At 57.6% G+C, this 21753-nt stretch carries 18 protein-coding genes and 2 pseudogenes; 3 read left to right on the top strand and 17 right to left on the bottom strand.

The features are described 5' to 3' along the window. Positions 1 to 2 precede the first annotated feature (2 nt). The 5 genes from tpiA to rlmE form a co-directional block, all read right to left on the bottom strand. Entirely contained in the window at positions 3 to 758 is a 756-nt protein-coding gene (gene tpiA, locus D3M70_RS07415) for a triose-phosphate isomerase (RefSeq protein ID WP_120125167.1), read from the bottom strand. Between the two features lie 66 nt (positions 759 to 824). Beyond that, complete coding sequence (gene glmM, locus D3M70_RS07410) at positions 825 to 2168, bottom strand: phosphoglucosamine mutase (protein WP_120125166.1); 1344 nt, start codon at positions 2166 to 2168, stop codon at positions 825 to 827. Positions 2169 to 2184: 16 nt separating this feature from the next. Then, entirely contained in the window at positions 2185 to 3036 is an 852-nt protein-coding gene (folP, locus tag D3M70_RS07405; RefSeq protein ID WP_120125165.1) for a dihydropteroate synthase, read from the bottom strand. A gap of 8 nt (positions 3037 to 3044) precedes the next feature. Next, positions 3045 to 4955: an ATP-dependent zinc metalloprotease FtsH gene (gene ftsH / locus D3M70_RS07400; RefSeq protein ID WP_120125164.1), complete on the bottom strand. Its 1911-nt coding sequence runs from the start codon at positions 4953 to 4955 to the stop codon at positions 3045 to 3047. A 187-nt stretch (positions 4956 to 5142) separates the two neighbouring features. Continuing rightward, complete coding sequence (gene rlmE, locus D3M70_RS07395) at positions 5143 to 5793, bottom strand: 23S rRNA (uridine(2552)-2'-O)-methyltransferase RlmE (RefSeq protein ID WP_120125163.1); 651 nt, start codon at positions 5791 to 5793, stop codon at positions 5143 to 5145. 102 nt (positions 5794 to 5895) lie between these two features. Between rlmE and yhbY the strand changes: the two genes are divergently transcribed. Beyond that, a complete protein-coding gene (yhbY, locus tag D3M70_RS07390) occupies positions 5896 to 6204 on the top strand; it encodes a ribosome assembly RNA-binding protein YhbY (protein ID WP_120125283.1) in 309 nt (102 codons plus the stop codon). A gap of 139 nt (positions 6205 to 6343) precedes the next feature. Here yhbY and greA read toward each other — a convergent pair whose 3' ends face one another. From greA to grpE, 8 genes and pseudogenes are all read right to left on the bottom strand, one after another. Beyond that, complete coding sequence (gene greA / locus D3M70_RS07385) at positions 6344 to 6826, bottom strand: transcription elongation factor GreA (protein WP_120125162.1); 483 nt, start codon at positions 6824 to 6826, stop codon at positions 6344 to 6346. After that, positions 6823 to 8167, bottom strand: a pseudogene (gene carB / locus D3M70_RS32805) (carbamoyl-phosphate synthase large subunit); the annotation flags it as partial. The pseudogene carB (D3M70_RS32805) and the gene greA, both read right to left, overlap by 4 nt. Before the next feature lies 1 nt (position 8168). Next, a pseudogene (gene carB / locus D3M70_RS32800) lies at positions 8169 to 10004 on the bottom strand (carbamoyl-phosphate synthase large subunit); the annotation flags it as partial. Between the two features lie 125 nt (positions 10005 to 10129). Continuing rightward, on the bottom strand, positions 10130 to 11266 hold the full coding sequence (gene carA, locus D3M70_RS07375; protein WP_120125161.1) for a glutamine-hydrolyzing carbamoyl-phosphate synthase small subunit: 1137 nt from the start codon (positions 11264 to 11266) through the stop codon (positions 10130 to 10132). A gap of 281 nt (positions 11267 to 11547) precedes the next feature. Beyond that, on the bottom strand, positions 11548 to 12354 hold the full coding sequence (dapB, locus tag D3M70_RS07370) for a 4-hydroxy-tetrahydrodipicolinate reductase (RefSeq protein ID WP_120125160.1): 807 nt from the start codon (positions 12352 to 12354) through the stop codon (positions 11548 to 11550). 10 nt (positions 12355 to 12364) lie between these two features. Next, positions 12365 to 13495 carry a molecular chaperone DnaJ gene (gene dnaJ, locus D3M70_RS07365; protein WP_120125159.1) on the bottom strand — a complete coding sequence of 377 codons (1131 nt, stop codon included), beginning with the start codon at positions 13493 to 13495 and terminating at the stop codon, positions 12365 to 12367. A gap of 335 nt (positions 13496 to 13830) precedes the next feature. Beyond that, a complete protein-coding gene (gene dnaK / locus D3M70_RS07360) occupies positions 13831 to 15747 on the bottom strand; it encodes a molecular chaperone DnaK (RefSeq protein ID WP_120125158.1) in 1917 nt (638 codons plus the stop codon). A 103-nt stretch (positions 15748 to 15850) separates the two neighbouring features. Continuing rightward, a complete protein-coding gene (grpE, locus tag D3M70_RS07355) occupies positions 15851 to 16417 on the bottom strand; it encodes a nucleotide exchange factor GrpE (RefSeq protein WP_120125157.1) in 567 nt (188 codons plus the stop codon). 275 nt (positions 16418 to 16692) lie between these two features. Between grpE and recN the strand changes: the two genes are divergently transcribed. Then, positions 16693 to 18366, top strand: a complete 1674-nt coding sequence (gene recN / locus D3M70_RS07350; RefSeq protein ID WP_120125156.1) for a DNA repair protein RecN — start codon at positions 16693 to 16695, stop codon at positions 18364 to 18366. Positions 18367 to 18432: 66 nt separating this feature from the next. On the opposite strand, the gene fur is transcribed toward recN, so the two are convergent. After that, positions 18433 to 18840, bottom strand: coding sequence for a ferric iron uptake transcriptional regulator (gene fur, locus D3M70_RS07345; protein ID WP_120125155.1), 408 nt, complete (start codon positions 18838 to 18840; stop codon positions 18433 to 18435). Between the two features lie 98 nt (positions 18841 to 18938). On the opposite strand from fur, the gene D3M70_RS07340 reads away from it, so the two are divergent. Further along, positions 18939 to 19466, top strand: a complete 528-nt coding sequence (locus D3M70_RS07340; protein ID WP_120125154.1) for an outer membrane protein assembly factor BamE — start codon at positions 18939 to 18941, stop codon at positions 19464 to 19466. Positions 19467 to 19549: 83 nt separating this feature from the next. On the opposite strand, the gene D3M70_RS07335 is transcribed toward D3M70_RS07340, so the two are convergent. From D3M70_RS07335 to D3M70_RS07325, 3 genes are read right to left on the bottom strand one after another with little or no spacing between them, the layout of a single operon-like run. Further along, positions 19550 to 19870, bottom strand: coding sequence for an RnfH family protein (locus tag D3M70_RS07335; RefSeq protein ID WP_120125153.1), 321 nt, complete (start codon positions 19868 to 19870; stop codon positions 19550 to 19552). Next, positions 19863 to 20297: a type II toxin-antitoxin system RatA family toxin gene (locus D3M70_RS07330; protein WP_120125152.1), complete on the bottom strand. Its 435-nt coding sequence runs from the start codon at positions 20295 to 20297 to the stop codon at positions 19863 to 19865. Before D3M70_RS07330 ends, D3M70_RS07335 begins: the two co-directional genes overlap by 8 nt. A 7-nt stretch (positions 20298 to 20304) precedes the next feature. Beyond that, the gene (locus D3M70_RS07325; RefSeq protein WP_120125282.1) at positions 20305 to 21708 is read right to left on the bottom strand and encodes a sodium-dependent transporter; all 1404 of its coding nucleotides are present in this window, start codon (positions 21706 to 21708) and stop codon (positions 20305 to 20307) included. Positions 21709 to 21753 lie beyond the last annotated feature (45 nt).

Genomic DNA, 21753 nt, shown 5'->3' with positions numbered 1-21753 from the left:
TTTCAGTTTCCCGCGGCGCGAATGATCGCACCGAACTCATCTGCATTCAGGGAAGCCCCACCAATGAGACCCCCATCGATATCCGGCATGCCGAACAGTTCAGCCGCATTGGCCGCCTTCACGCTGCCGCCATATAGAAGCCGCACACCTTGCGCGACTTCAGAATTCTCTTTCGCCAACTGCGCACGAATGGCTGCGTGCACGTCTTGCGCCTGCTGAGGCGTAGCCGTCAATCCGGTACCAATGGCCCAGACTGGCTCGTAGGCAATTACCGCATTCACGAAAGCATCGATGCCCAGCTCTTCGATGATGCTGTCGAGCTGCCGCCCGACGACCTCAAGCGTTTTACCAGCTTCGCGCTGCTCAAGTGTCTCACCGATACACAGCACCGGCGTCAAACCACTTGCCTGGGCCGCCGCAAACTTGCGGTTCAGGATCTCGTTGCTTTCGCCCAGGATCTGGCGGCGCTCCGAGTGCCCTACAAGCACCAGCTTGCAACCTGCGTCCTGCAACTGAGTCGGCGAAATCTCACCGGTCAGCGCTCCCTGCCCCGCTTCGTGCGCGCAGTTCTGCGCTCCTACCGAAATCGAGTGTTCTTCGAAGCACTCGGCAACGAAGCTGACGTGCAGGCTCGTAGGGAATACCGCAACATCGACACCGTCAGGAATGGCCATATTTGCCAAACCTTCGACCAGCTCAGCGACGCTGGCGCAGGTACCGTGCATTTTCCAGTTACCAGCTACCATAGGGCGACGCATGCTGTACCTCGTCGGTCAAAGTGGGCGCAGATGTTACCCAACAGTTTCAACACTGGCAAGCCGAAATCAGGCGCAAACTTCAGCAACCAGTTTTGCCAGCTCGTCGGCATAGCCGGCGACCAATGCTTGATCCTCACCTTCTACCATTACGCGCACCAACGGCTCTGTGCCGGACTTACGCAACAGCACACGACCGCGACCACCCATGGCTGCAGTGACACGCTCACAGGCCTCGTTGACCGCAGGGTGCTGGACAGGATCGATCTTGCCACCCTCAAAGCGGACATTGACCAGAACCTGGGGGCATTTTTTCAGACCTTGGCGCGACTCGGCCAGGCTCTGACCGGAACGCTTCAATGCCAGCAATACCTGAAGTGCGGCGATGATCGCATCTCCGGTTGTAGTGTGCTGGAAGCAGACGACGTGACCGGAGTTTTCACCGCCAACCTGCCAATTGCGCTCAAGGAGCTCAGCTATGACATAGCGGTCCCCCACGTTCGCGCGCACAAACGGAATATTGAGGTCGGCAAGCGCAAGCTCCAGCCCGAGATTACTCATGAGAGTACCGACCACACCGCCCTGCAAACGGCCACGCTCGTGCAGATCACGGGCAATGATGTAAATCAGCTCATCACCATCAACGACCGCTCCCGTGTGATCGACCATCAGTACGCGATCGCCATCGCCATCGAACCCGATGCCAAGATCAGCCTTCTCGGCAACGACAGCGGCCTGCAGCGCCCCCATATGGGTCGAACCGCAGTCGTCATTGATGTTCAGGCCGTTAGGCGCAGCCGAAAGCACCGTGACGTGCGCACCAAGCTCACGAAAAACATTCGGCGCCACTTTGTAAGTCGCTCCATGCGCGCAGTCGACGACCAACCTCAAGCCGGCAAAGCTGGTGCTGGTCGGCACGCTGCTCTTGCAAAACTCGATATAACGGCCGGCGGCGTCGTTGATTCGCGAGACTTTGCCAAGCTGCTCGGACTCGACGACAGTCATCGGGGCATCGAGCAACTCTTCGATCATCATCTCGACCTCGTCCGGCAACTTCGTGCCCTGGCCTGAGAAAAACTTGATGCCGTTGTCATGATGCGGGTTATGCGATGCGCTGATGACGATCCCGGCCTGAGCGTGAAAAGTGCGTGTCAGGTAGGCGATGGCAGGCGTCGGCATCGGGCCGAGCAACATCACGTCGGCGCCTGCAGCGGACAAACCGGCCTCCAGCGCCGATTCGAACATATATCCCGAAATGCGCGTGTCCTTGCCCACCAGAATGCGGCATGCACCCATTTTGCGGAACGCCATCCCCGCGGCCCACCCCAGCTTGAGCATGAAATCAGGGGTGATCGGAAATTGACCTACACGGCCACGAATGCCGTCGGTTCCGAAATATTTTTTAGTACTCATGGGTGCTCCAGATTTCTTATTTTGCTGATTCGACAGCAGCAATCATACGAACGACATCGACGGTTTCCGGGACATCGTGGACACGCAAAATTCTTGCGCCCTTGATCATCGCCATTCCAGCCAGGGCCAACGCACCATACAGACGCTGGTCCACCGGCTTGTCCAGCACCTTGCCGATCATACTCTTGCGAGAGACGCCGACGAGCAAGGGCCGACCTAGCGCCAGAAGCGCCTCCATATGCTTGAACAGACTGAGATTATGTTCCAGCGTCTTGGCAAACCCGTAGCCAGGATCAAGGATAATCTTTTCGGCAGCGATTCCGGCGGCTACACAGGCATCCATCCGCTCCTGAAGAAAGGAGCTGACCTCCCCGACAAGGTTGTCGTAATGAGGGTCGTCCTGCATATCAGTCGGCTCGCCACGCATGTGCATAAGGCACACGGGCAAACCAGTGGCGACAGCAGCGTCCAGCGCCCCGTCACGACGCAGTGAGCGTACGTCATTAATAAGCCCCGCCCCAAGACGTGCTGTCTCGCGGATGACCGCTGGTGTGGACGTGTCGACCGAAATGATCACATCCAGCTCGCGACTGATCGCCTCAACGATAGGCGCCACACGCTCCAACTCTTCGACCGAAGACACTGCACGCGCACCAGGGCGCGTCGACTCACCACCCACATCGATGAGCGTTGCACCCGCAGCAACCATTTCGGCCGCATGACGCAAGGCGAGATCGCGCTGGGCGAAACGACCGCCGTCAGAGAAAGAATCAGGGGTGATATTGAGGATTCCCATGACGTGCGTCCGGGATAAATCAAGAACCCGGTTGCCGCAAGGCAACCGGGTTGGGTACAGCGCAGAAGTCATGTCAGGCCTTAGTGGTCAGCAGCGGGACCGCCAATCGGAGTTTCCGGGCGCGGACCGACCGGAGCGGTCGGCGTGCCGGAAGTACCGGAGCCACCTTCCCAGTCACGCGGTTCGCGTGGAGTGCGGCCCGCCATGATGTCATCGATCTGCTCGGCATCGATGGTTTCGTACTTCATCAACGCGTCAGCCATCGCATCCAGCTTGTCGCGATTGTCGGTGAGAATCTGTTTCGCCGTGCCATAGCACTGGTCGATGATGCTGCGCACTTCAGAGTCGATCATCTTCGCGGTTTCACCCGAGAGACTTGAACTCTGACCGCCACCACCACGACCCAGGTAGCCGCCATCTTCATCTTCGGAGTACATCAGCGGACCCATTTTTTCGGAGAGGCCCCACTTGGTGACCATGTTCCGCGCAATCTGGCTCGCGCGCATGATGTCGTTGGACGCACCAGTGGTGACACCGTCGAAGCCCAAAGTCATTTCTTCAGCGATACGACCGCCATACAGCGAGCAGATCTGACTGATCAACGCGCGCTTGGACAGGCTGTAGCGATCCTCTTCAGGGAGGAACATGGTTACACCCAGAGCGCGCCCACGTGGAATGATCGAAACCTTGTAGACCGGGTCGTGCTCAGGCACGACGCGACCAACGATGGCGTGACCCGCCTCGTGGTAAGCAGTGTTCTGCTTCTCTTTCTCGGACATGACCATGGACTTGCGCTCGGCGCCCATCATGATCTTGTCCTTGGCCAGTTCGAATTCTTTCATTTCAACGATGCGCTTACCAACGCGAGCGGCGAACAACGACGCCTCGTTCACCAGGTTAGCCAAGTCCGCACCGGAGAAGCCAGGTGTACCACGTGCGATAACGGCAGGATTGACGTCGTCCCCCATAGGCACTTTACGCATGTGCACTTTGAGAATCTGCTCGCGACCGCGAATGTCCGGCAACCCCACAACGACCTGGCGGTCGAAACGGCCTGGACGCAGCAATGCCGGGTCGAGAACATCTGGACGGTTTGTCGCAGCGATCACGATGATGCCGTCATTCATTTCAAAGCCGTCCATCTCCACCAGCAACTGGTTGAGAGTCTGCTCGCGCTCGTCATGACCGCCGCCCATGCCGGCGCCACGATGGCGACCAACAGCGTCGATTTCGTCGATGAAGATAATGCAAGGCGCGTGCTTCTTGGCTTGTTCGAACATGTCACGGACGCGGCTCGCACCAACGCCCACGAACATTTCGACGAAGTCGGAACCGGAAATGGTGAAAAACGGTACTTTCGCTTCGCCAGCGATAGCCTTGGCGAGCAGGGTCTTACCGGTACCCGGAGGACCGACCATCAAGACACCGCGCGGGATACGGCCACCTAGCCGTTGGAACTTGCCGGGATCGCGAAGAAACTCCACAAGCTCGCCGACTTCTTCCTTGGCTTCGTCGCAACCTGCAACGTCAGCCAGGGTAGTCTTGACCTGATCTTCAGAGAGCAGACGTGCCTTGCTCTTTCCGAAGCTCATCGGCCCACCCTTGCCTCCCGCACCGCCCTGCATCTGGCGCATGAAGAACATGAAGACAGCGATTATGACGAGAATCGGGAAGCTGGCCACCAGCAGTTGAGTCCAGATGCTCTGCTGCTCCGGCTGCTTGCCTTCGATCACGACATTGTTGTCGACCAGATCACCGATCAGGCCGTTGTCCTGAATCGCCGGACGAATGGTCTTGAAGGTGTCGCCATCGCTGCGCTTACCTGTGATGACGTAACCGTCAACAGCAACTTTCTCGACCTTGCCATCCTTCACCTGCTGGATGAACTCGGAGTAGTTGAGGGTCTGCGGCTCGTTCGGGCTGGAGAAGTTGTTCATCACAGTCACCAGGACCGCAGCGATGATCAACCACAGGATCAAATTCTTTGCCATATCGTTCAATTAGCTACCCTCTGAAGCAAGCTCCACGCTGGAGCGTGCCTCGCATGATATTCACCGGCCTAACTTACTACAGATCCTACAGGCGTGGCAGGCGGCGTCTGTAACCCTTTGTGAAACTTTGACTACAAGATGTTCGTTACGCTTCGTAAATAAAGCCATTTGAAAAAAGCTATTGCCCTTACTCGAAAGCGCCCGGAACTTCATAACCGCCTTTGAAACCGCGGCCCAGAAGGTACTGCTCGCGAGAGCGGTCACGGGAGGACAGAGGCTTGCGCATCTGTACCTTATCGAACATTTTGCGAACCTCCTTGTGGTACACGTCGAAGCCCTCACCCTGGAAGACTTTGATCAGGAAATCACCACCCGGACGCAGAACCCGACCCGCCAGGTCGAGCGCTAACTCACAGAGGAACATGGCGCGTGGCATATCCACAGCGCTCAATCCACTCATATTGGGGGCCATATCGGAAATCACAAGGTCTACTTCAGTATTACCGATCGCTGCGAGGATCTGCTTGAACACTTCATCCTCGGTGAAATCCCCTTGAATAAAGGTCACATCCGGGATGCTGTCCATCTCAAGAATGTCGGATGCGATCAGACGACCTTTACCACCTATCAGACGACTGGTCACTTGCGACCAGCCTCCCGGTGCTGCACCGAGGTCCACAACCGTCATGCCGGGACGAATGATTTTGTCTTTCTCCTGGATCTCCAGAAGCTTGTAGCTGGCACGGGAACGGTAGCCATCTTTCTGTGCCATCTTGACGTATTTGTCGTCGAAATGTTCTCTCAGCCAGTTATGGCTACTCTTGGAACGCTGCGCCACGGGGCACCTCGATGATATGCGTCGTGATTAAGTGGGCGGAGCCACGAGCCCTCGGGTAAAATGGCCGCCAATTTTACAGAATCAGACGAAAAGGGTCAGATTATGCCGCTCACTAACGAGCAGAAGAAACAATACAAATCCATTGGACATGACCTGAAGCCGGTCCTGATGGTCGCCGGCAACGGCCTGAGTGAGGGCGTGCTGACCGAGCTTGATCGCGCTTTGGTAGACCATGAACTGATCAAGGTTCAGATCAAGCTGGAAGACCGCGACGATCGCCGTGCCGTCATTGAAGAACTGTGCAAACAGGGCCGTGCAGAACTGGTACAGACCATCGGCAAAATGGCGTTGATCTACCGCAAGAACCCACAGCCTAACAAACAGCTGTCCAATATTCACCGTTACAAGTAATGATGATTCCAGTCAGCGGCGCGGCTCGCGCGCCCTGACCGGCACCACCCGATCATCAGCCAGAAGCAGCATTTCCACCACTTCCCACCCGTGCCCACTCTGCAGAAGCCGCCCAAGGGACGACCTCTCAGAGCATCGGTCAGATGTGCTTGACCTCGACAATCTCGTACTCGACAACGCCGCTCGGCGTCTTGACCGCTACGACATCACCCTCTTCCTTGGCGATCAAAGCGCGCGCAATCGGAGATCCCACAGAGATCTTGCCCGACTTGATATCCGCCTCGTCTTCGCCAACGATCTTGTAGGTCACACGCTCGTCGGTATCGACGTTGGCGATTTCTACAGTGGTGCCGAAAATCACTTTGCCAGTGTGAGGAATCGTAGTGACGTCGATGACCACTGCGTTTTGCATGCGGCCTTCGATATCACGAATACGCGCCTCGACCATGCCCTGCTGTTCACGAGCGGCATGGTATTCAGCGTTTTCCTTCAAGTCACCCAGCTCGCGCGCAGTACCGATGTCCTGGCTGAGCTTGGGGCGAACCACTTTGGTCAGATGGGTCAGTTCTTCTTCCAGGGCGCGAGCGCCCTGGACGGTCATTGGATACTTGGTTGTGCTCATGCTTTCAATCCTGCATGTAGATCCTGCAAGCGGCGAACGGTTTTTTCAGGACCGAATTTCAACGCTTCACAGATAGCCTCGCCCGCAGCAATGGTGGTAGTGCAGTAGATCTTGTGCTGCAAGGCGTTACGACGGATGGAGTAGGAATCCGCGATCGATTGACGGCCTTCGGTGGTATTGATGATCAGAGTCACTTCATCGTTCTTGATCATATCGACCACATGAGGGCGCCCCTCGGTCACTTTGTTGACGCGACGGACTTTCAGGCCAGCCGCCTCGATCAGGCGCGCGGTACCGGCAGTAGCGACAACTTCGAAACCCAGTTCGATCAGGTCGCGCGCAACGCCCGCCACCAGCGGCTTGTCGTCGTCACGAACGCTGATGAAAGCGGTTCCGCCAGTTGGCAGCACTTCGCTAGCGCCCATCTGAGCCTTGGCGAAAGCCTCACCAAAGGTGTCACCGACACCCATGACCTCACCGGTGGATTTCATCTCCGGGCCAAGGATCGGGTCGACGCCAGGGAATTTGGCGAATGGGAATACCGCCTCTTTCACACTGTAGAAGTTCGGGATGATTTCTTTGGTGAAGCCCAGTTCTTTGAGGGTTTTCCCTGCCATGACGCGAGCCGCGATCATGGCCAGGGAAACGCCGATGCACTTGGAAACGAATGGTACGGTACGCGAGGCGCGCGGGTTCACTTCAATGACGTAAATGTCTTCGCCCTGCAAGGCCAGCTGTACGTTCATCAGACCGACGACGCCCAGCTCCAGAGCCATTTTCTTGACCTGCTCGCGCATCTCGTCCTGGATATGGGCAGGCAGCGAGTAAGGCGGCAGCGAACATGCGGAGTCACCAGAGTGAACGCCCGCCTGCTCGATGTGCTGCATGATGGCGCCGATCACCACGTCGGTGCCGTCGCACACAGCATCCACGTCCATTTCGATAGCGCAGTTGAGGAAGTGGTCCAGCAGCACAGGGCTGTCGTTGGACACTTGAACGGCTTCGCGCAGGTAGCGCTTGAGTTCTTCCTCTTCGTAGACGATTTCCATCGCACGTCCGCCCAGAACGTAGGACGGACGAACGACCAGCGGATAACCGATCTTGGCGGCAGCGCGAATGGCTTCGTCTTCGCTGCGAACAGTGGCGTTTGGCGGCTGACGCAGGTTCAGACGCTCAACCATCTGCTGGAAGCGCTCACGGTCTTCGGCGCGGTCGATGGCGTCAGGGCTGGTGCCGATGATAGGTACGCCTGCAGCCTCCAGCGCACGAGCCAGTTTCAAAGGGGTCTGGCCACCGTACTGGACGATCACGCCTTTCGGCTTCTCGACCCGGACAATCTCCNAGACGTGTCGTAGTCAGTCGACACGGTTTCCGGGTTGCAGTTGACCATAATGGTCTCGTAACCGTCGTCGCGCAGCGCAAGTGCAGCGTGTACGCAGCAGTAGTCGAACTCGATACCCTGGCCGATACGGTTAGGACCACCACCCAGAATCATGATCTTGTCGCGAGTCGAAGGATTGGCTTCGCACTCTTCTTCGTACGTGGAGTACATGTACGCGGTGTCGGTCGCGAACTCGGCGGCGCAGGTGTCCACACGCTTGTAGACCGGCAACACGTCCAGCTTGTGGCGATGGGTGCGCACGCTCTTCTCGGTGACGCCCAGCAGCTTGGCCAGACGTGCGTCGGAGAAACCCTTGCGCTTGAGACGGAACATCACGTCACGATCGATGGCAGACATGCCCATGGTCTTGACCTTCTCTTCTTCCTTGATCAGATCTTCGATCTGCACGAGGAACCAAGGGTCGATCATGTTCATGCCGAAGATTTGCTCGACGGTCATGCCGGCGCGGAACGCATCAGCGACATACCAGATACGCTCGGCGCCCGGCACGGTAAGCTCGCGCTTGAGGATGCTGGCGCTCTCAGGGTTGCTCAGATCCAGTTTCGGATCGAGACCGCTGACGCCTACTTCCAGGCCACGCAGAGCTTTCTGCAGGGATTCCTGGAAGGTGCGACCGATTGCCATGACCTCACCGACCGACTTCATCTGAGTAGTCAAGCGAGCATCTGCCTTGGAGAACTTCTCGAAAGCAAAGCGCGGCAGCTTGGTCACGACGTAGTCGATGGAAGGCTCGAACGACGCCGGGGTCTTGCCGCCGGTAATGTCGTTCTGCAACTCGTCGAGGGTGTAACCGACAGCCAGCTTCGCAGCCACTTTGGCGATCGGGAAACCGGTAGCCTTGGAAGCCAGCGCCGAGGAACGGGAGACGCGGGGGTTCATTTCGATCACGACCATGCGACCAGTATCCGGGCAGATACCGAATTGCACGTTGGAACCGCCGGTCTCGACGCCGATCTCGCGCAGGACCGCCAGCGAGGCGTTACGCAGGATCTGGTATTCCTTGTCCGTCAGGGTCTGTGCGGGCGCGACGGTGATGGAGTCACCGGTGTGGACGCCCATAGGGTCAAAGTTCTCGATGGAGCAGACGATGATGCAGTTGTCCTTTTTGTCGCGGACAACTTCCATTTCGTATTCTTTCCAGCCGATCAGCGATTCGTCGATCAGCAGCTCTTTGGTCGGAGAAAGGTCCAGACCGCGAGCACAGATTTCTTCGAATTCTTCGCGGTTGTAAGCGATGCCGCCACCAGTGCCGCCCATGGTGAAGGACGGGCGAATGATGCACGGGAAGCCCAGCTTTTCGAGGACCGCATTGGCCTCTTCCATTGTATGGGCGATTCCGGAACGCGGGCATTCCAGACCAATGGCCTTCATGGCCTTGTCGAAACGCGAACGGTCTTCAGCCTTGTCGATGGTGTCAGCGTTGGCGCCAATCATTTCTACGCCAAACTTCTCCAGAACGCCTTCGCGCTCCAGATCCAGTGCGCAGTTCAATGCGGTCTGACCACCCATGGTCGGCAGCAATGCGTCCGGACGTTCTTTCTCGATGATCTTGGCGACGGTCGCCCATTTGATCGGTTCGATGTAGGTCGCGTCCGCCATGGCCGGGTCGGTCATGATAGTGGCCGGGTTGGAGTTTACCAGGATAACGCGGTAACCCTCTTCGCGCAGGGCTTTACAGGCCTGGGCGCCGGAGTAGTCGAATTCACAGGCCTGGCCGATCACGATCGGGCCAGCGCCAAGAATCAGGATGCTTTTAATGTCTGTACGTTTTGGCATGGGTTGTCACTCGAATCCTGTGTCAGTCGGCAAGCCGTCTTGAACATTCTCTGAGGCGCCCGGGTCATCGGAGGTATCCGATTCACCGCAGGCACCTGCTCGCTACAGTCGCAAGTCAGCCGCTTTTAGCGACGCTTGGCCATGGCTGTGATGAAGCGATCAAACAGCGGGGCAACGTCGTTAGGACCCGGGCTCGCTTCCGGGTGACCCTGGAAGCTGAACGCTTCCTTGTCGGTACGTTCGATACCCTGCAATGTGCCGTCGAACAGCGATTTGTGAATAGCACGCACGTTGCTCGGCAGAGTGCTTTCGTCTACGGCAAAACCGTGGTTCTGGCTGGTGATCATGACCACACCACTGTCCAGATCCTGGACCGGGTGGTTGGCGCCGTGGTGGCCGTGACCCATTTTGACGGTCTTGGCGCCAGAGGCCAGCGCCAGCAGTTGGTGGCCCAGGCAAATGCCGAACACCGGAACGTCTGTCTGCAGCACGTCCTTGATGGCCTGGATTGCGTAATCGCAAGGTTCTGGATCGCCTGGACCGTTGGACAGGAAAACACCATCGGGATTGAGCGCCAGGACTTCGCTGGCTGGCGTCTGAGCCGGTACTACGGTTACGCGGCAGCCACGTTCGACCAGCATGCGCAAGATGTTGGTCTTGACGCCGTAGTCATAGGCCACCACGTTGTAAGGCAAGTCAGCCGCGGCGACTTCTGGATGGCTATCGGTTTTCAGGCTCCAGACACTGGAGCGCCACTCGTAGGTTTCCTTGGTGCTGACTTCTTTCGCCAGATCCATACCCTTGAGGCCAGGGAAGCCGCGTGCCGCTGCAATGGCGGCTTCTTCGGTGATGCCGTCGCCCGCCATGATGCAGCCGTTCTGCGCACCTTTCTCACGCAGGATGCGAGTCAGGCGGCGAGTGTCGATGCCAGCGATGGCGACGACATTGTTGGCTTTCAGATAGTCGGCCAGGGACATCTTGTTGCGCCAGTTGCTCGCGACCAGAGGCAGGTCACGAATGACAAGTCCCGCCGACCATACACGGTCGGACTCGGCGTCTTCCGGCGTGGTGCCGGTATTGCCGATGTGAGGGTATGTCAGGGTGACGATTTGCTGGGCATAGGAAGGATCGGTAAGGATTTCCTGATAGCCGGTCATTGCGGTGTTGAACACCACCTCACCAACGGTCTGACCGTCGGCTCCAATGGCTTCGCCGCGAAAAATGCTGCCATCAGCAAGGGCGAGTATGGCTGGCTTAGTCAAGAAGACCTCCCGTAATAAAGCCTGAAAGGGCGATCGCAGGTTGTAAAAAAGCGGAATGACGTATAGACACGTCACCCCGCTTTTTTTCATCGAATTATCTGCGCGCTTTTAGTGGACACACTAAAGCTGTAGCTTACAGAAAAGGGGTTTTTTAATCCACCGCTAAAACGCCTTCAAGGCTGGGGAATGCGACAGGACATCGCGTAGCGGCTCAAAACTGCGGGCAGGATACAGGTAAAAACCCCTTCCTGCCCGCATTGTTGCGTATATCAGTGCGCCATTCAGTGAAGACCCAACACGTCCTGCATGTCGTACAGCCCAGCCGTTTTGCCGTCGAGCCACAATGCCGCACGAACGGCACCCTTGGCGAATGTCATGCGACTGGACGCCTTGTGAGTGATCTCCAGGCGCTCGCCTTCAGCGGCGAAAAGCACCGTGTGATCACCGACCACATCGCCGCCACGCACCGTAGCAAAACCGATGGTGTCGCGCTCGCGAACGCCGGTGTGACCCTCACGCCCATAAACCGCAACTTTGCCCAGATCCCGCCCTAACGTATTAGCGATCACCTCACCCATGCTGACCGCAGTACCCGACGGGGCGTCAACCTTATTGCGGTGATGCGCTTCAATGATTTCGATATCCGAATCTTCACCCATCACCCGCGCAGCCAGTTCCAGCAGCTTGAACGACAGATTCACACCCACACTGAAGTTGGACGCAAAGACGATCGGAATTTCCTTGCTCGCCTCTGCCAACACGTGCTTCTGCTCAGCCGTAAGACCCGTGGTGCCGATGACCATGGCCTTGCCCGCCTTGCGGCAGAACGCCAGGTTTTTGAGCATCACGTCGGGCAGGGTGAAGTCGATCAACACGTCAAACTCGTCGGCAACCTGCTCCAGATTGCCGGTCAGCTGAACACCGATACGGCCCAGCGAGGCCAACTCACCAGCGTCAGCCCCAATCATCGTGCTACCCGGACGGACGATTGCAGCAGTCAGGCCTGTCAGGGGCGCGCGCTCCTGAACAGCCTCGACCAGATGCTTGCCCATGCGCCCGGCAGCGCCCATCACAGCAATACGTCGCATGCGTTATTCCTTAGAGGTCGCCGAAGAATCGCTTCACGCCTTCAAACCAGCCACTGGCCTTGGGCGAATGCGAGCTGTCGCCTTCCAGCGAGGCACGAAACTCTTCGAGCAGTTCGCGCTGACGACGCCTCAGGTTGACCGGGGTTTCCACCGCCACACGACACATCAGATCACCGGCACCACCACCACGCACCGGGGCAACGCCTTTGCCGCGCAGACGGAACTGCTTGCCGGTCTGAGTCCCCTCGGGAATCTTCAGCTTGACGCGACCGTCGAGGGTTGGCACTTCCAGCTCGCCACCCAGAGCAGCATCGGTGAAGCTGATCGGCACTTCGCAATACAGGTGCTTGCCGTCACGCTGGAAGATCGCGTGCTCGCGAACATTGATCACGACATACAGGTCGCCAGTAGGACCACCCTGAACGCCGGCCTCACCTTCGCCCGACAGACGAATACGGTCACCCGTATCAACACCGGCCGGCACCTTGACAGACAGCGTCTTGTACTCCTCGACACGGCCTTCGCCATGGCAGGAATCGCAAGGATCGGAAATGATCTTGCCGTTGCCGTGGCAACGCGGGCAGGTCTGCTGAACAGAGAAGAAACCCTGCTGCATACGAACCTGGCCAATACCGCCGCATGTCGGGCAGGTCACTGGGGAAGAGCCCTTCTTCGCGCCACTGCCGTCGCATGGTTTGCAGTTGACCAACGTTGGCACACGAATACTGACCGTGGTGCCGCGAACGGCTTCCTCCAGGTTCAGTTCAAGGGTGTAACGAAGATCACTGCCGCGCTGCGCACCGCCGCGACCACCGCCACCGGCACGTCCACCACCGAAGAAATCACTGAAGACATCACCGAAGATGTCGGAGAAGTTCGCACCGCCGCCGAAACCACCACCGCTACCCATGCCCTGATCGATGCCGGCATGACCGTATTGGTCATAGGCCGCACGCTTACTGGCGTCAGACAAGACCTCATAAGCCTCGTTGGCTTCCTTGAAAGCATCTTCCGAGGCCTTGTCGCCCGGATTGCGGTCGGGGTGATATTTCATCGCGAGACGACGGTATGCCTTTTTCAGGTCCGCCTCACTGGAGCCACGCTCCACCCCCAATACTTCGTAATAGTCACGCTTTGACATAAGTTTCTGCACTCTTGAGGACGTTCGACATAACCCTCCTGAGTTTGCCGAACTCGTTGAGCCCCTTTCAGGCCCGGACCCAACTCACGTCAATTCAACGATCCTGGTCTTGGTTCAACGGCCTTTGATCGACCGAAAAAGCGGCAGAACAAGCCGGATTGCAGGAGCTCCCGGCTTTGCCACGAGGCCCGCGAACACAGCACGCGAACCTTAAAAATTCTGGGTATTCCAGACACGCCAACGCGGGAGCAAGCTCCCGCGCGGCGACATCCTACCAGCGACCACCCGAGAGTGGTCAACCGGCTACCAAGTGAGCCTGCGCCTGTTACGGCGTGTCACTTTTGCTCTTTGACTTCTTCGAACTCAGCGTCGACGACGTCATCGGCGGGCTTGCTTTCTTCCTGCGCGGCTTGCGCGCCCTCAGGCTTCTCAGCCTGCTCGGCGTACATTTTCTGGGCAACCGGCGCGGAGACTTTCGACAGTTCTTCGACCTTGGCGTCGATGGCCGCCTTGTCGTCACCCTTCACGGCGGCTTCCAGCGCAACCACTGCAGCTTCGATCGCGGTCTTCTCGTCAGCAGTGACCTTGTCACCGGCATCAGCGACCATCTTACGAGTCGAGTGAACCAGCGCATCGCCCTGGTTACGAGCAGAGGCCAGCTCTTCGAACTTGCGGTCTTCGTCAGAGTTCGCTTCAGCATCACGAATCATCTGCTGGATTTCTTCGTCCGACAGACCGGAGTTGGCCTTGATCACGATCGACTGAGTCTTGCCGGTAGCCTTGTCTTTCGCGCCGACATGCAGGATGCCGTTAGCGTCAATGTCGAAGGTCACTTCGATCTGAGGCACGCCGCGCGGTGCTGGCGGGATCTCAGCCAGATCGAATTTACCCAGCGACTTGTTCTGCGAAGCCTGCTTGCGCTCACCCTGCAGTACGTGAATGGTCACTGCGCTCTGGTTGTCGTCGGCTGTCGAGAAAACCTGCGATTTCTTGGTAGGAATCGTGGTGTTCTTCTCGATCAGCGCAGTCATCACGCCACCCATGGTTTCGATACCCAGCGTCAGCGGGCTGACGTCCAGCAGCAGGACGTCCTTCACGTCGCCCGCCAGAACGGCACCTTGAATAGCAGCACCCATGGCAACGGCTTCGTCAGGGTTGACGTCTTTGCGAGCTTCTTTGCCGAAGAACTCAGTCACTTTCTGTTGAACCAGTGGCATACGGGTCTGACCGCCGACCAGGATCACGTCGTTGATCGAACCAACGTCGATACCGGAGTCTTTCAGTGCGATGCGGCAAGGCTCGATGGTGCGCTGAACCAGGTCTTCAACCAGCGACTCGAGCTTGGCGCGCGAGATCTTAACGTTCAAGTGCTTAGGACCGGTGGCATCTGCAGTGATGTACGGCAGATTGACGTCGGTCTGCAGGCTCGAAGACAGTTCGATCTTCGCTTTCTCGGCAGCTTCTTTCAGGCGCTGCATCGCCAGCGGGTCACCTTTGAGGTTCATGCCGGTTTCTTTCTTGAATTCGTCAACCAGGTAGTCGATCAGACGAATGTCAAAGTCCTCACCACCCAGGAAGGTGTCGCCGTTGGTAGCCAACACTTCGAACTGGTGCTCGCCATCGACTTCAGCGATTTCAATGACCGAAACGTCGAAGGTACCGCCACCCAGGTCATAAACGATGACAGTGTGGTCACCCTTGGCCTTGTCCATACCGTAGGCCAGCGCGGCTGCGGTAGGTTCGTTGATGATGCGCTTGACGTCCAGACCGGCAATACGACCGGCGTCCTTGGTGGCCTGACGCTGACTGTCGTTGAAGTAAGCCGGAACGGTGATGACCGCCTCGGTTACAGCTTCGCCCAGGTAGTCTTCGGCAGTCTTTTTCATCTTCTTCAGGATTTCTGCAGAAATCTGAGGAGGGGACATTTTCTTGCCATTGACTTCAACCCATGCGTCGCCGTTGTCAGCCTTGGCGATTTTGTAGGGGACCATCTTGATGTCTTTCTGCACGACTTCTTCGTCGAACTTGCGACCGATCAGACGCTTCACCGCGTACAGAGTGTTGTGCGGGTTGGTAACTGCTTGACGCTTGGCCGACTGACCGACCAGGGTTTCGCCGTCATTGGCGTACGCGATGATCGATGGAGTGGTACGCGCGCCTTCGGCGTTTTCGATAACCTTGGCTACACCGTTTTCCAGCACGGAGACGCAGGAGTTGGTGGTCCCCAGGTCGATACCGATAATCTTGCCCATGTTTAACTCTCCCGAAACTTTAATTTGGTTGCCGCAACTGCGTTTACAAATTGCGGTAATTCTTTAAACGCTTGGCCTGTAGATGGGGGCCACTCAGCTAATTTCAAGCCTGCTCGTCAATTGACGGTGCGACAGGCGACGGTGCCTTGCTGACCACGACCATGGCCGGGCGCAGCAGACGACCGTTGAGCTGATAGCCCTTCTGAAACACCTTCAAAACACTGTTTGGCTCGACATCTGCGCTTTCCTGCATCGCCATTGCCTGGTGGTGCTCGGCATTGAACGGCTGGCCGTGCGGGTCGATGGCTTCCAGGTGATAGCGCTTGAGGGTGTCAGCGAACATCTTCAGGGTCAGCTCGATGCCTTCACGCATCGGACGGATGCTTTCGTCATCGGGGTTGGACAGATCCAGACCACGTTCCAGACTGTCGACGATCGGCAGCAGGTCGCTGGCGAACTTCTCCAGCGCAAATTTGTGGGCCTTCTCTACATCCTGCTCTGCACGGCGGCGGACGTTCTGCAGATCCGCAGCGACACGCAGAGACTGGTCCTGCGCCGCAGCCAGTTGCTCTTCGAGCACCTGCACGCGGGTTGCCAAATCGTCACCGGAAGTCGCCGCATCGGCAGCCTGATCCTGAGCCTGCGTATCCGGGTTCTGTTCGTCAGCCATAGTTCTCTCCTTCTAATTGCGTCCGTGAGCTCAACTCACGCTTCTGCCCGGCTATATGGGGCCGTAATTTCCGGCTTCAAGGGGTTTGATTGCAGGATCGGGCGAATAGCCCTACAAATTTTCCGACATGATCTTTTTCAAGGCGCGCCAGCTAAAACAGCGGGCAGATGCTAAAAATTCATTCGGACCTGCCAAATCGAGCTAAGACCAGGCATTGTCAGCCCAAAGCAAAACACTGTATAAATAACCAGACAAATCGCTTGGGAGCCGCCCTTATGCTGGTGCACCTGTCCATACATAACTACGCCATCGTTGAACATCTCGACCTTGAACTGGATCGCGGGATGAGCGTGATCACCGGAGAAACCGGCGCTGGCAAGTCGATCATGCTCGATGCGCTCGGGCTTACGCTTGGTGATCGTGCCGATAGCGGCGTCGTCAGACCGGGATCAGACAAGGCGGATATCCTGGCGACTTTCGATGTATCGGACATCCCCGAAGCCGGCACCTGGCTGAAGGAACGCGACCTGGAAACTGACGGCCCGTGCATCTTGCGCCGAGTGATCACGGCAGAAGGCCGTTCCCGCTCTTATATAAATGGAACGCCCTGCCCCCAGGGCGACCTGAAGGCGCTGGGCGAACTGTTGATCGACATCCACAGCCAACACGAGCATCAGTCGCTACTCAAGACCGACACCCATCGTCGGCTGCTCGATGAGTATGCAGGCGCAACGGATCTCGCTCGCCAGGTTCAACTCGCCGCCCAACGCTGGCGCCAGACGCGCCATGAACTCGAACGCCTTGCCAATTCCGGCGATGAGCAGCGCGCCAAGCATCAATTACTCAGCTACCAGCTGGAAGAACTCGAAAGCCTGAGCCTGGGCGAGAACGAACTTCTGCAACTGGAGCAGGAACACACTACGCTCACCAACGCTGAAAGCCTGCTGGGCATTTGCCGACAAGTGGTCGAGCTATGCAGCGAAAGCGATTCCGGCAATGCGCTCAACGCGCTGACGGCGAGCCTGAACCGTCTGACCAGCGTCAATAACTCTCCAGATGCCCTCAACGAAGCCACCAACCTGCTCTCCAGTGCGCAGATTCAGGTCGAAGAGGCGGTAGGTGAGATCAATCGGTTTCTGGATCGCTTTGAAGCCGATCCCGCGCGTCTGCAACAGATTGAGGAGCGCCTCGACACGATTTACACACTGGCTCGCAAACACCGCGTACAGCCTCACGAAGTCCCTGCGCTGCACCAGAAGCTCCTGGACGAAATCGAGACGCTTAATGCCAATGACGAGGCAGTCGAACGCCTGGAGCATGAGCTTGGCTCCTACGCCCGCCATTACCAGGAGAAGGCTCGCGAGCTAAGCGACCTGCGCCATCGCGCTGCGCCGGAACTGGCTCATGCAGTGGAGCATGAGATTCAGCGACTGGGCATGCCAGGCGGCCGCTTCAACATCGAATTGCGAGAAAACGCGGACAAGGAGCTATCGCCTAATGGCCTTGAACAGGTCGAACTGCTGGTCAGCGCAAACCCCGGCCAACCGCTCAAGGCGCTGGCAAAAGTGGCATCGGGCGGCGAGCTTTCCAGGATAAGCCTGGCGATCCAGGTCATTACCGCGCAGACCTCACGAGTGCCAACTCTGGTCTTCGACGAAGTGGATGTCGGCATTGGCGGCCCTACGGCGGAAATCGTCGGTCAATTACTGCGACGCCTTGGAGAGCGCGGCCAAGTGATGACCGTCACGCACTTGCCGCAGGTCGCGGCCCAAGGGCACCAGCACCTCTTTGTGCACAAGGTCCGCGATGAAAAAGCCACGCGTACTGCCGTGTCAAAGCTCAGCAAAAGCGAACGCGTGGAAGAAGTGGCGAGGATGCTCGGCGGCATCGACCTGACCAAGGAGTCTCTGGCTCACGCGAAGAAAATGGTCGTGGCGGCCAAATCCTGAAATCCGAAGCAGCTGAAACAACAAAGGCGACCTCAGGGTCGCCTTTGTTTTGTTTCAAAAAAAGACTTACGCCTTTTTCTTGCGTACGTAGAGCACCAGATTGTGATCGACCAGTTCGAAGCCATGCTCCGTCACGATCTGCTTCTGCAGCTCTTCGATTCCTTTGTGGAAGAACTCGATAACCTCACCGGAATCCACGTTGACCATATGGTCGTGGTGGCCTCCGTCCGCCAGTTCGAATACGGCATGACCGCCGTCGAAGTTGTGGCGAACCACCAACCCGGCTGCTTCGAACTGAGTCAAAACACGGTAAACCGTTGCCAGACCGACGTCTTCGTTGGCCTCCATAAGCGCCTTGTAGACGTCCTCCGCGCTCATGTGGCGCTGCTCTGCAGAATCGAGCATTTGAAGGATCTTGACCCGCGGCAGGGTCACTTTAAGTCCAGCTTTGCGTAGTTCGCTATTTTCAACCATGGTCAGCTTTCTCGCAGACGCTGCTTCGCAGCTTCTCTTAATGCAGGTATGATCGGGGTTTACGTTGTCCCAGCCAAGATAGTGGAAGTCGCCCACCGATGCAAAACACCAAGCTCTTGCTAACCAGTTTCACCTTCGTGGGACTGCTCGCACTCGCCGGTTGTTCATTCCCCGGGGTTTATAAAATCGACATCCAACAGGGCAATGTCGTCACGCAAGACATGATAGACCAGTTACGGCCCGGAATGACCCGTCGGCAAGTAAGGTTTATCATGGGCAACCCCTTGTTGACCGACACGTTCCACCCTGAGCGCTGGGACTACCTGTACAGCCTGCAGCCCGGTGGCGGTGAACGCCAGCAGGAACGAATCAGCCTGATCTTCAACGGCAACGATCAACTGGCGAGCCTTTCCGGCGACTTCAAACCGGGTGTCAGCCGCGACGAGGCAATCCTCGGCAAGAGCAGCGACACCAGCGTGACCCCCGAAAACAAAGGGGAACCGGCTCCAGAGAAGGAAGAGCCCCCAAAACCAGGCTCTCTGCTCGAACAGATCCAGAACGACGTCGACAAGGTCGAAACCGTTCCGGTGCCCACTCAGGAACCGCTGGATACCACTCCACGCTGATCCTCGCAGGCCTCAAGCGGCCGCGACAAAAAAGCCCGGCATGCCGGGCTTTTTTTCGTCTTTCAATCGAGTCGATGAAAAACTTAAATCGGCTTTATTTCTTTCTTTGCCTGCGCTGCCTTCTCGGCACGCAAGCGGCGGACTTCTTTAGGGTCAGCCAACAGCGGTCGGTATATTTCCACCCTGTCACCCTGCTCCAACTGACGCGCCTGCGGATCAGCTACGACCTTGCCAAAGATCCCCAACGTGCACCCTGCCAGATCCAGGCCACCCATCCGCTCAGCGATGCCTGCGGCAGCGACAGCATCGAGCATCGTCGCGCCCACCGGCAGCTCGACTTTGCGTAACTCCTGACGATCAGCAGTGGCGTACACCACCTCGACAATGATCATCGCCTTAGCCATGCAACTCTTTGGCTCGCTGACAGAACGCGTCGACCAAAGTGTTCGCAGCCTGATTGAACAAAGGCCCCAGGGTTGCGCGAACGATAGGCCCGGAATAATCGAAGGACAGGTCAAGGCTGATCTTGCAGGCTTTCTCCCCCAACGCCTTGAAGGTCCAGACGCCATGCAACTGGCTGAACGGCCCCTCCTCCAGATTCATTTCAATGGTCTGCCCGGGCGTCAGCGTATTGCGCGTTACGAAGTGCTGACTCAGGCCACCCTTGGCCACCTCCACCCGAGCACGCATCGACGTATCGGTCAGCTCCAGCACCGTGGCGCCGGAGCACCAAGGCAGAAACTCGGAATAGTGAGCCACGTCGTTGACCAGGTCATACAGTGCCTGAGCGGGATACGGCAACAGGGCCGAACGTTGAATATGCGTAGTCATGTCAGCGTCATTTCCAAAGCTGAGCGGCAAATACAATAAGAATGCCGATCGGCGCCACATAGCGCATCAAAAAGAACGTTAGAGCGAACAGCACCGGACTGCGCACCGACAACTCATCGCGCACTGCGTCACGGCCCATCACCCAACCTGCGAAGATTACAAAGCACAGCCCACCCAGCGGTAGCATGATCCGCGAGGTGAAAAAATCGATCACGCCGAAGAAATCCAGCCCCGCCGTCGCACCCCACTGGTAGAGGTAAAACGCTCCGCCTTCGTTCACGAAGAATTTGGCCTGTTTCCAGATATTGAAGGAGAACACGGTTCCCAATCCCACGAACCAGCAGATGAACGACAACCAGAACGTGACCCACCCACGACGGACCTTCGTGCGTTCCACCAGATAAGCCACCATCGGCTCCAGAAGCGAGATCGCCGAACTCCAGGCGGCCACGGCGACAAGGATAAAAAACACCACGCCCATGACCGTACCGAACGCTACGTTACCAAACGCATAGGGCAAGGTGACGAACATTAACCCCGGCCCCTCGCTCGGATTCAGGCCCGCGGCGAACACAATCGGAAACAATGCCAGACCGGCCAGCAGCGAAACGAAGGTATCCAGCAGGGCGACGCCCACCACTGTGGCACTGATCGACGCTTCTTTGGTCATGTAGGCGCCATAAATCATGATCGAGCCCACGCCCACGCTCAGTGAGAAGAACGCATGTCCCATCGCCGGCAACAGACCCTCCATGATCTGCTCGGGCTTGAAGTCGAACATGAAGTGCACGCCCTCCATGAAATGCCCGGTGGTGAGGCTGTAGCCAAGAAGAACCACCATCAGCACGAAAAGCAGCGGCATCAGGATGCGCAGGCTGCGCTCCAGACCGGCATTCACGCCTTTGGCGATAGTGAACGCCGACAGCAACATGAACAGCGTGTGCCAGGCAACAAGGCGCCATGGGTCAGCGATCAGCTCGCCGAAAAACGCGCCGACGCCATCAGGGGTCACTGCCTGAAAATTGCCTTTGCCGACATCGATGATGTACTCCAGCGACCAACCGCCAACGACACTGTAAAAAGAAAGGATCAGCAATGCAGTGATCATCCCGGCGAATGCGCCCCAGGACCACTTGCTCGAATGACCGGCCTCACGCGCCAGCACCTTCAGCGCATTGGCCGGACTCTGACGTGCGCGTCGACCGATCAGGGTTTCGGCCATCATGACGGGAATGCCGATCAGGGCGATGCACGCCAGGAACACCAGAACGAACGCACCACCCCCATAGACGCCGACCATGTAGGGGAATTTCCATATGCTGCCCAACCCCACGGCAGAGCCGGTCGCAGCCAGGATGAACACCCAGCGACTCGCCCAGCTACCGTGAACTGAAACCTTGTCCGTCGACATCGTTGACACGCCCAACACGCAAAAAAGATCGCGCATTGTCCGGGA

This window comes from Pseudomonas sp. LS-2 (assembly GCF_003605735.1).
Lineage (GTDB): Bacteria > Pseudomonadota > Gammaproteobacteria > Pseudomonadales > Pseudomonadaceae > Aquipseudomonas.
This window is presented reverse-complemented; position numbering and strand designations above follow the sequence as displayed.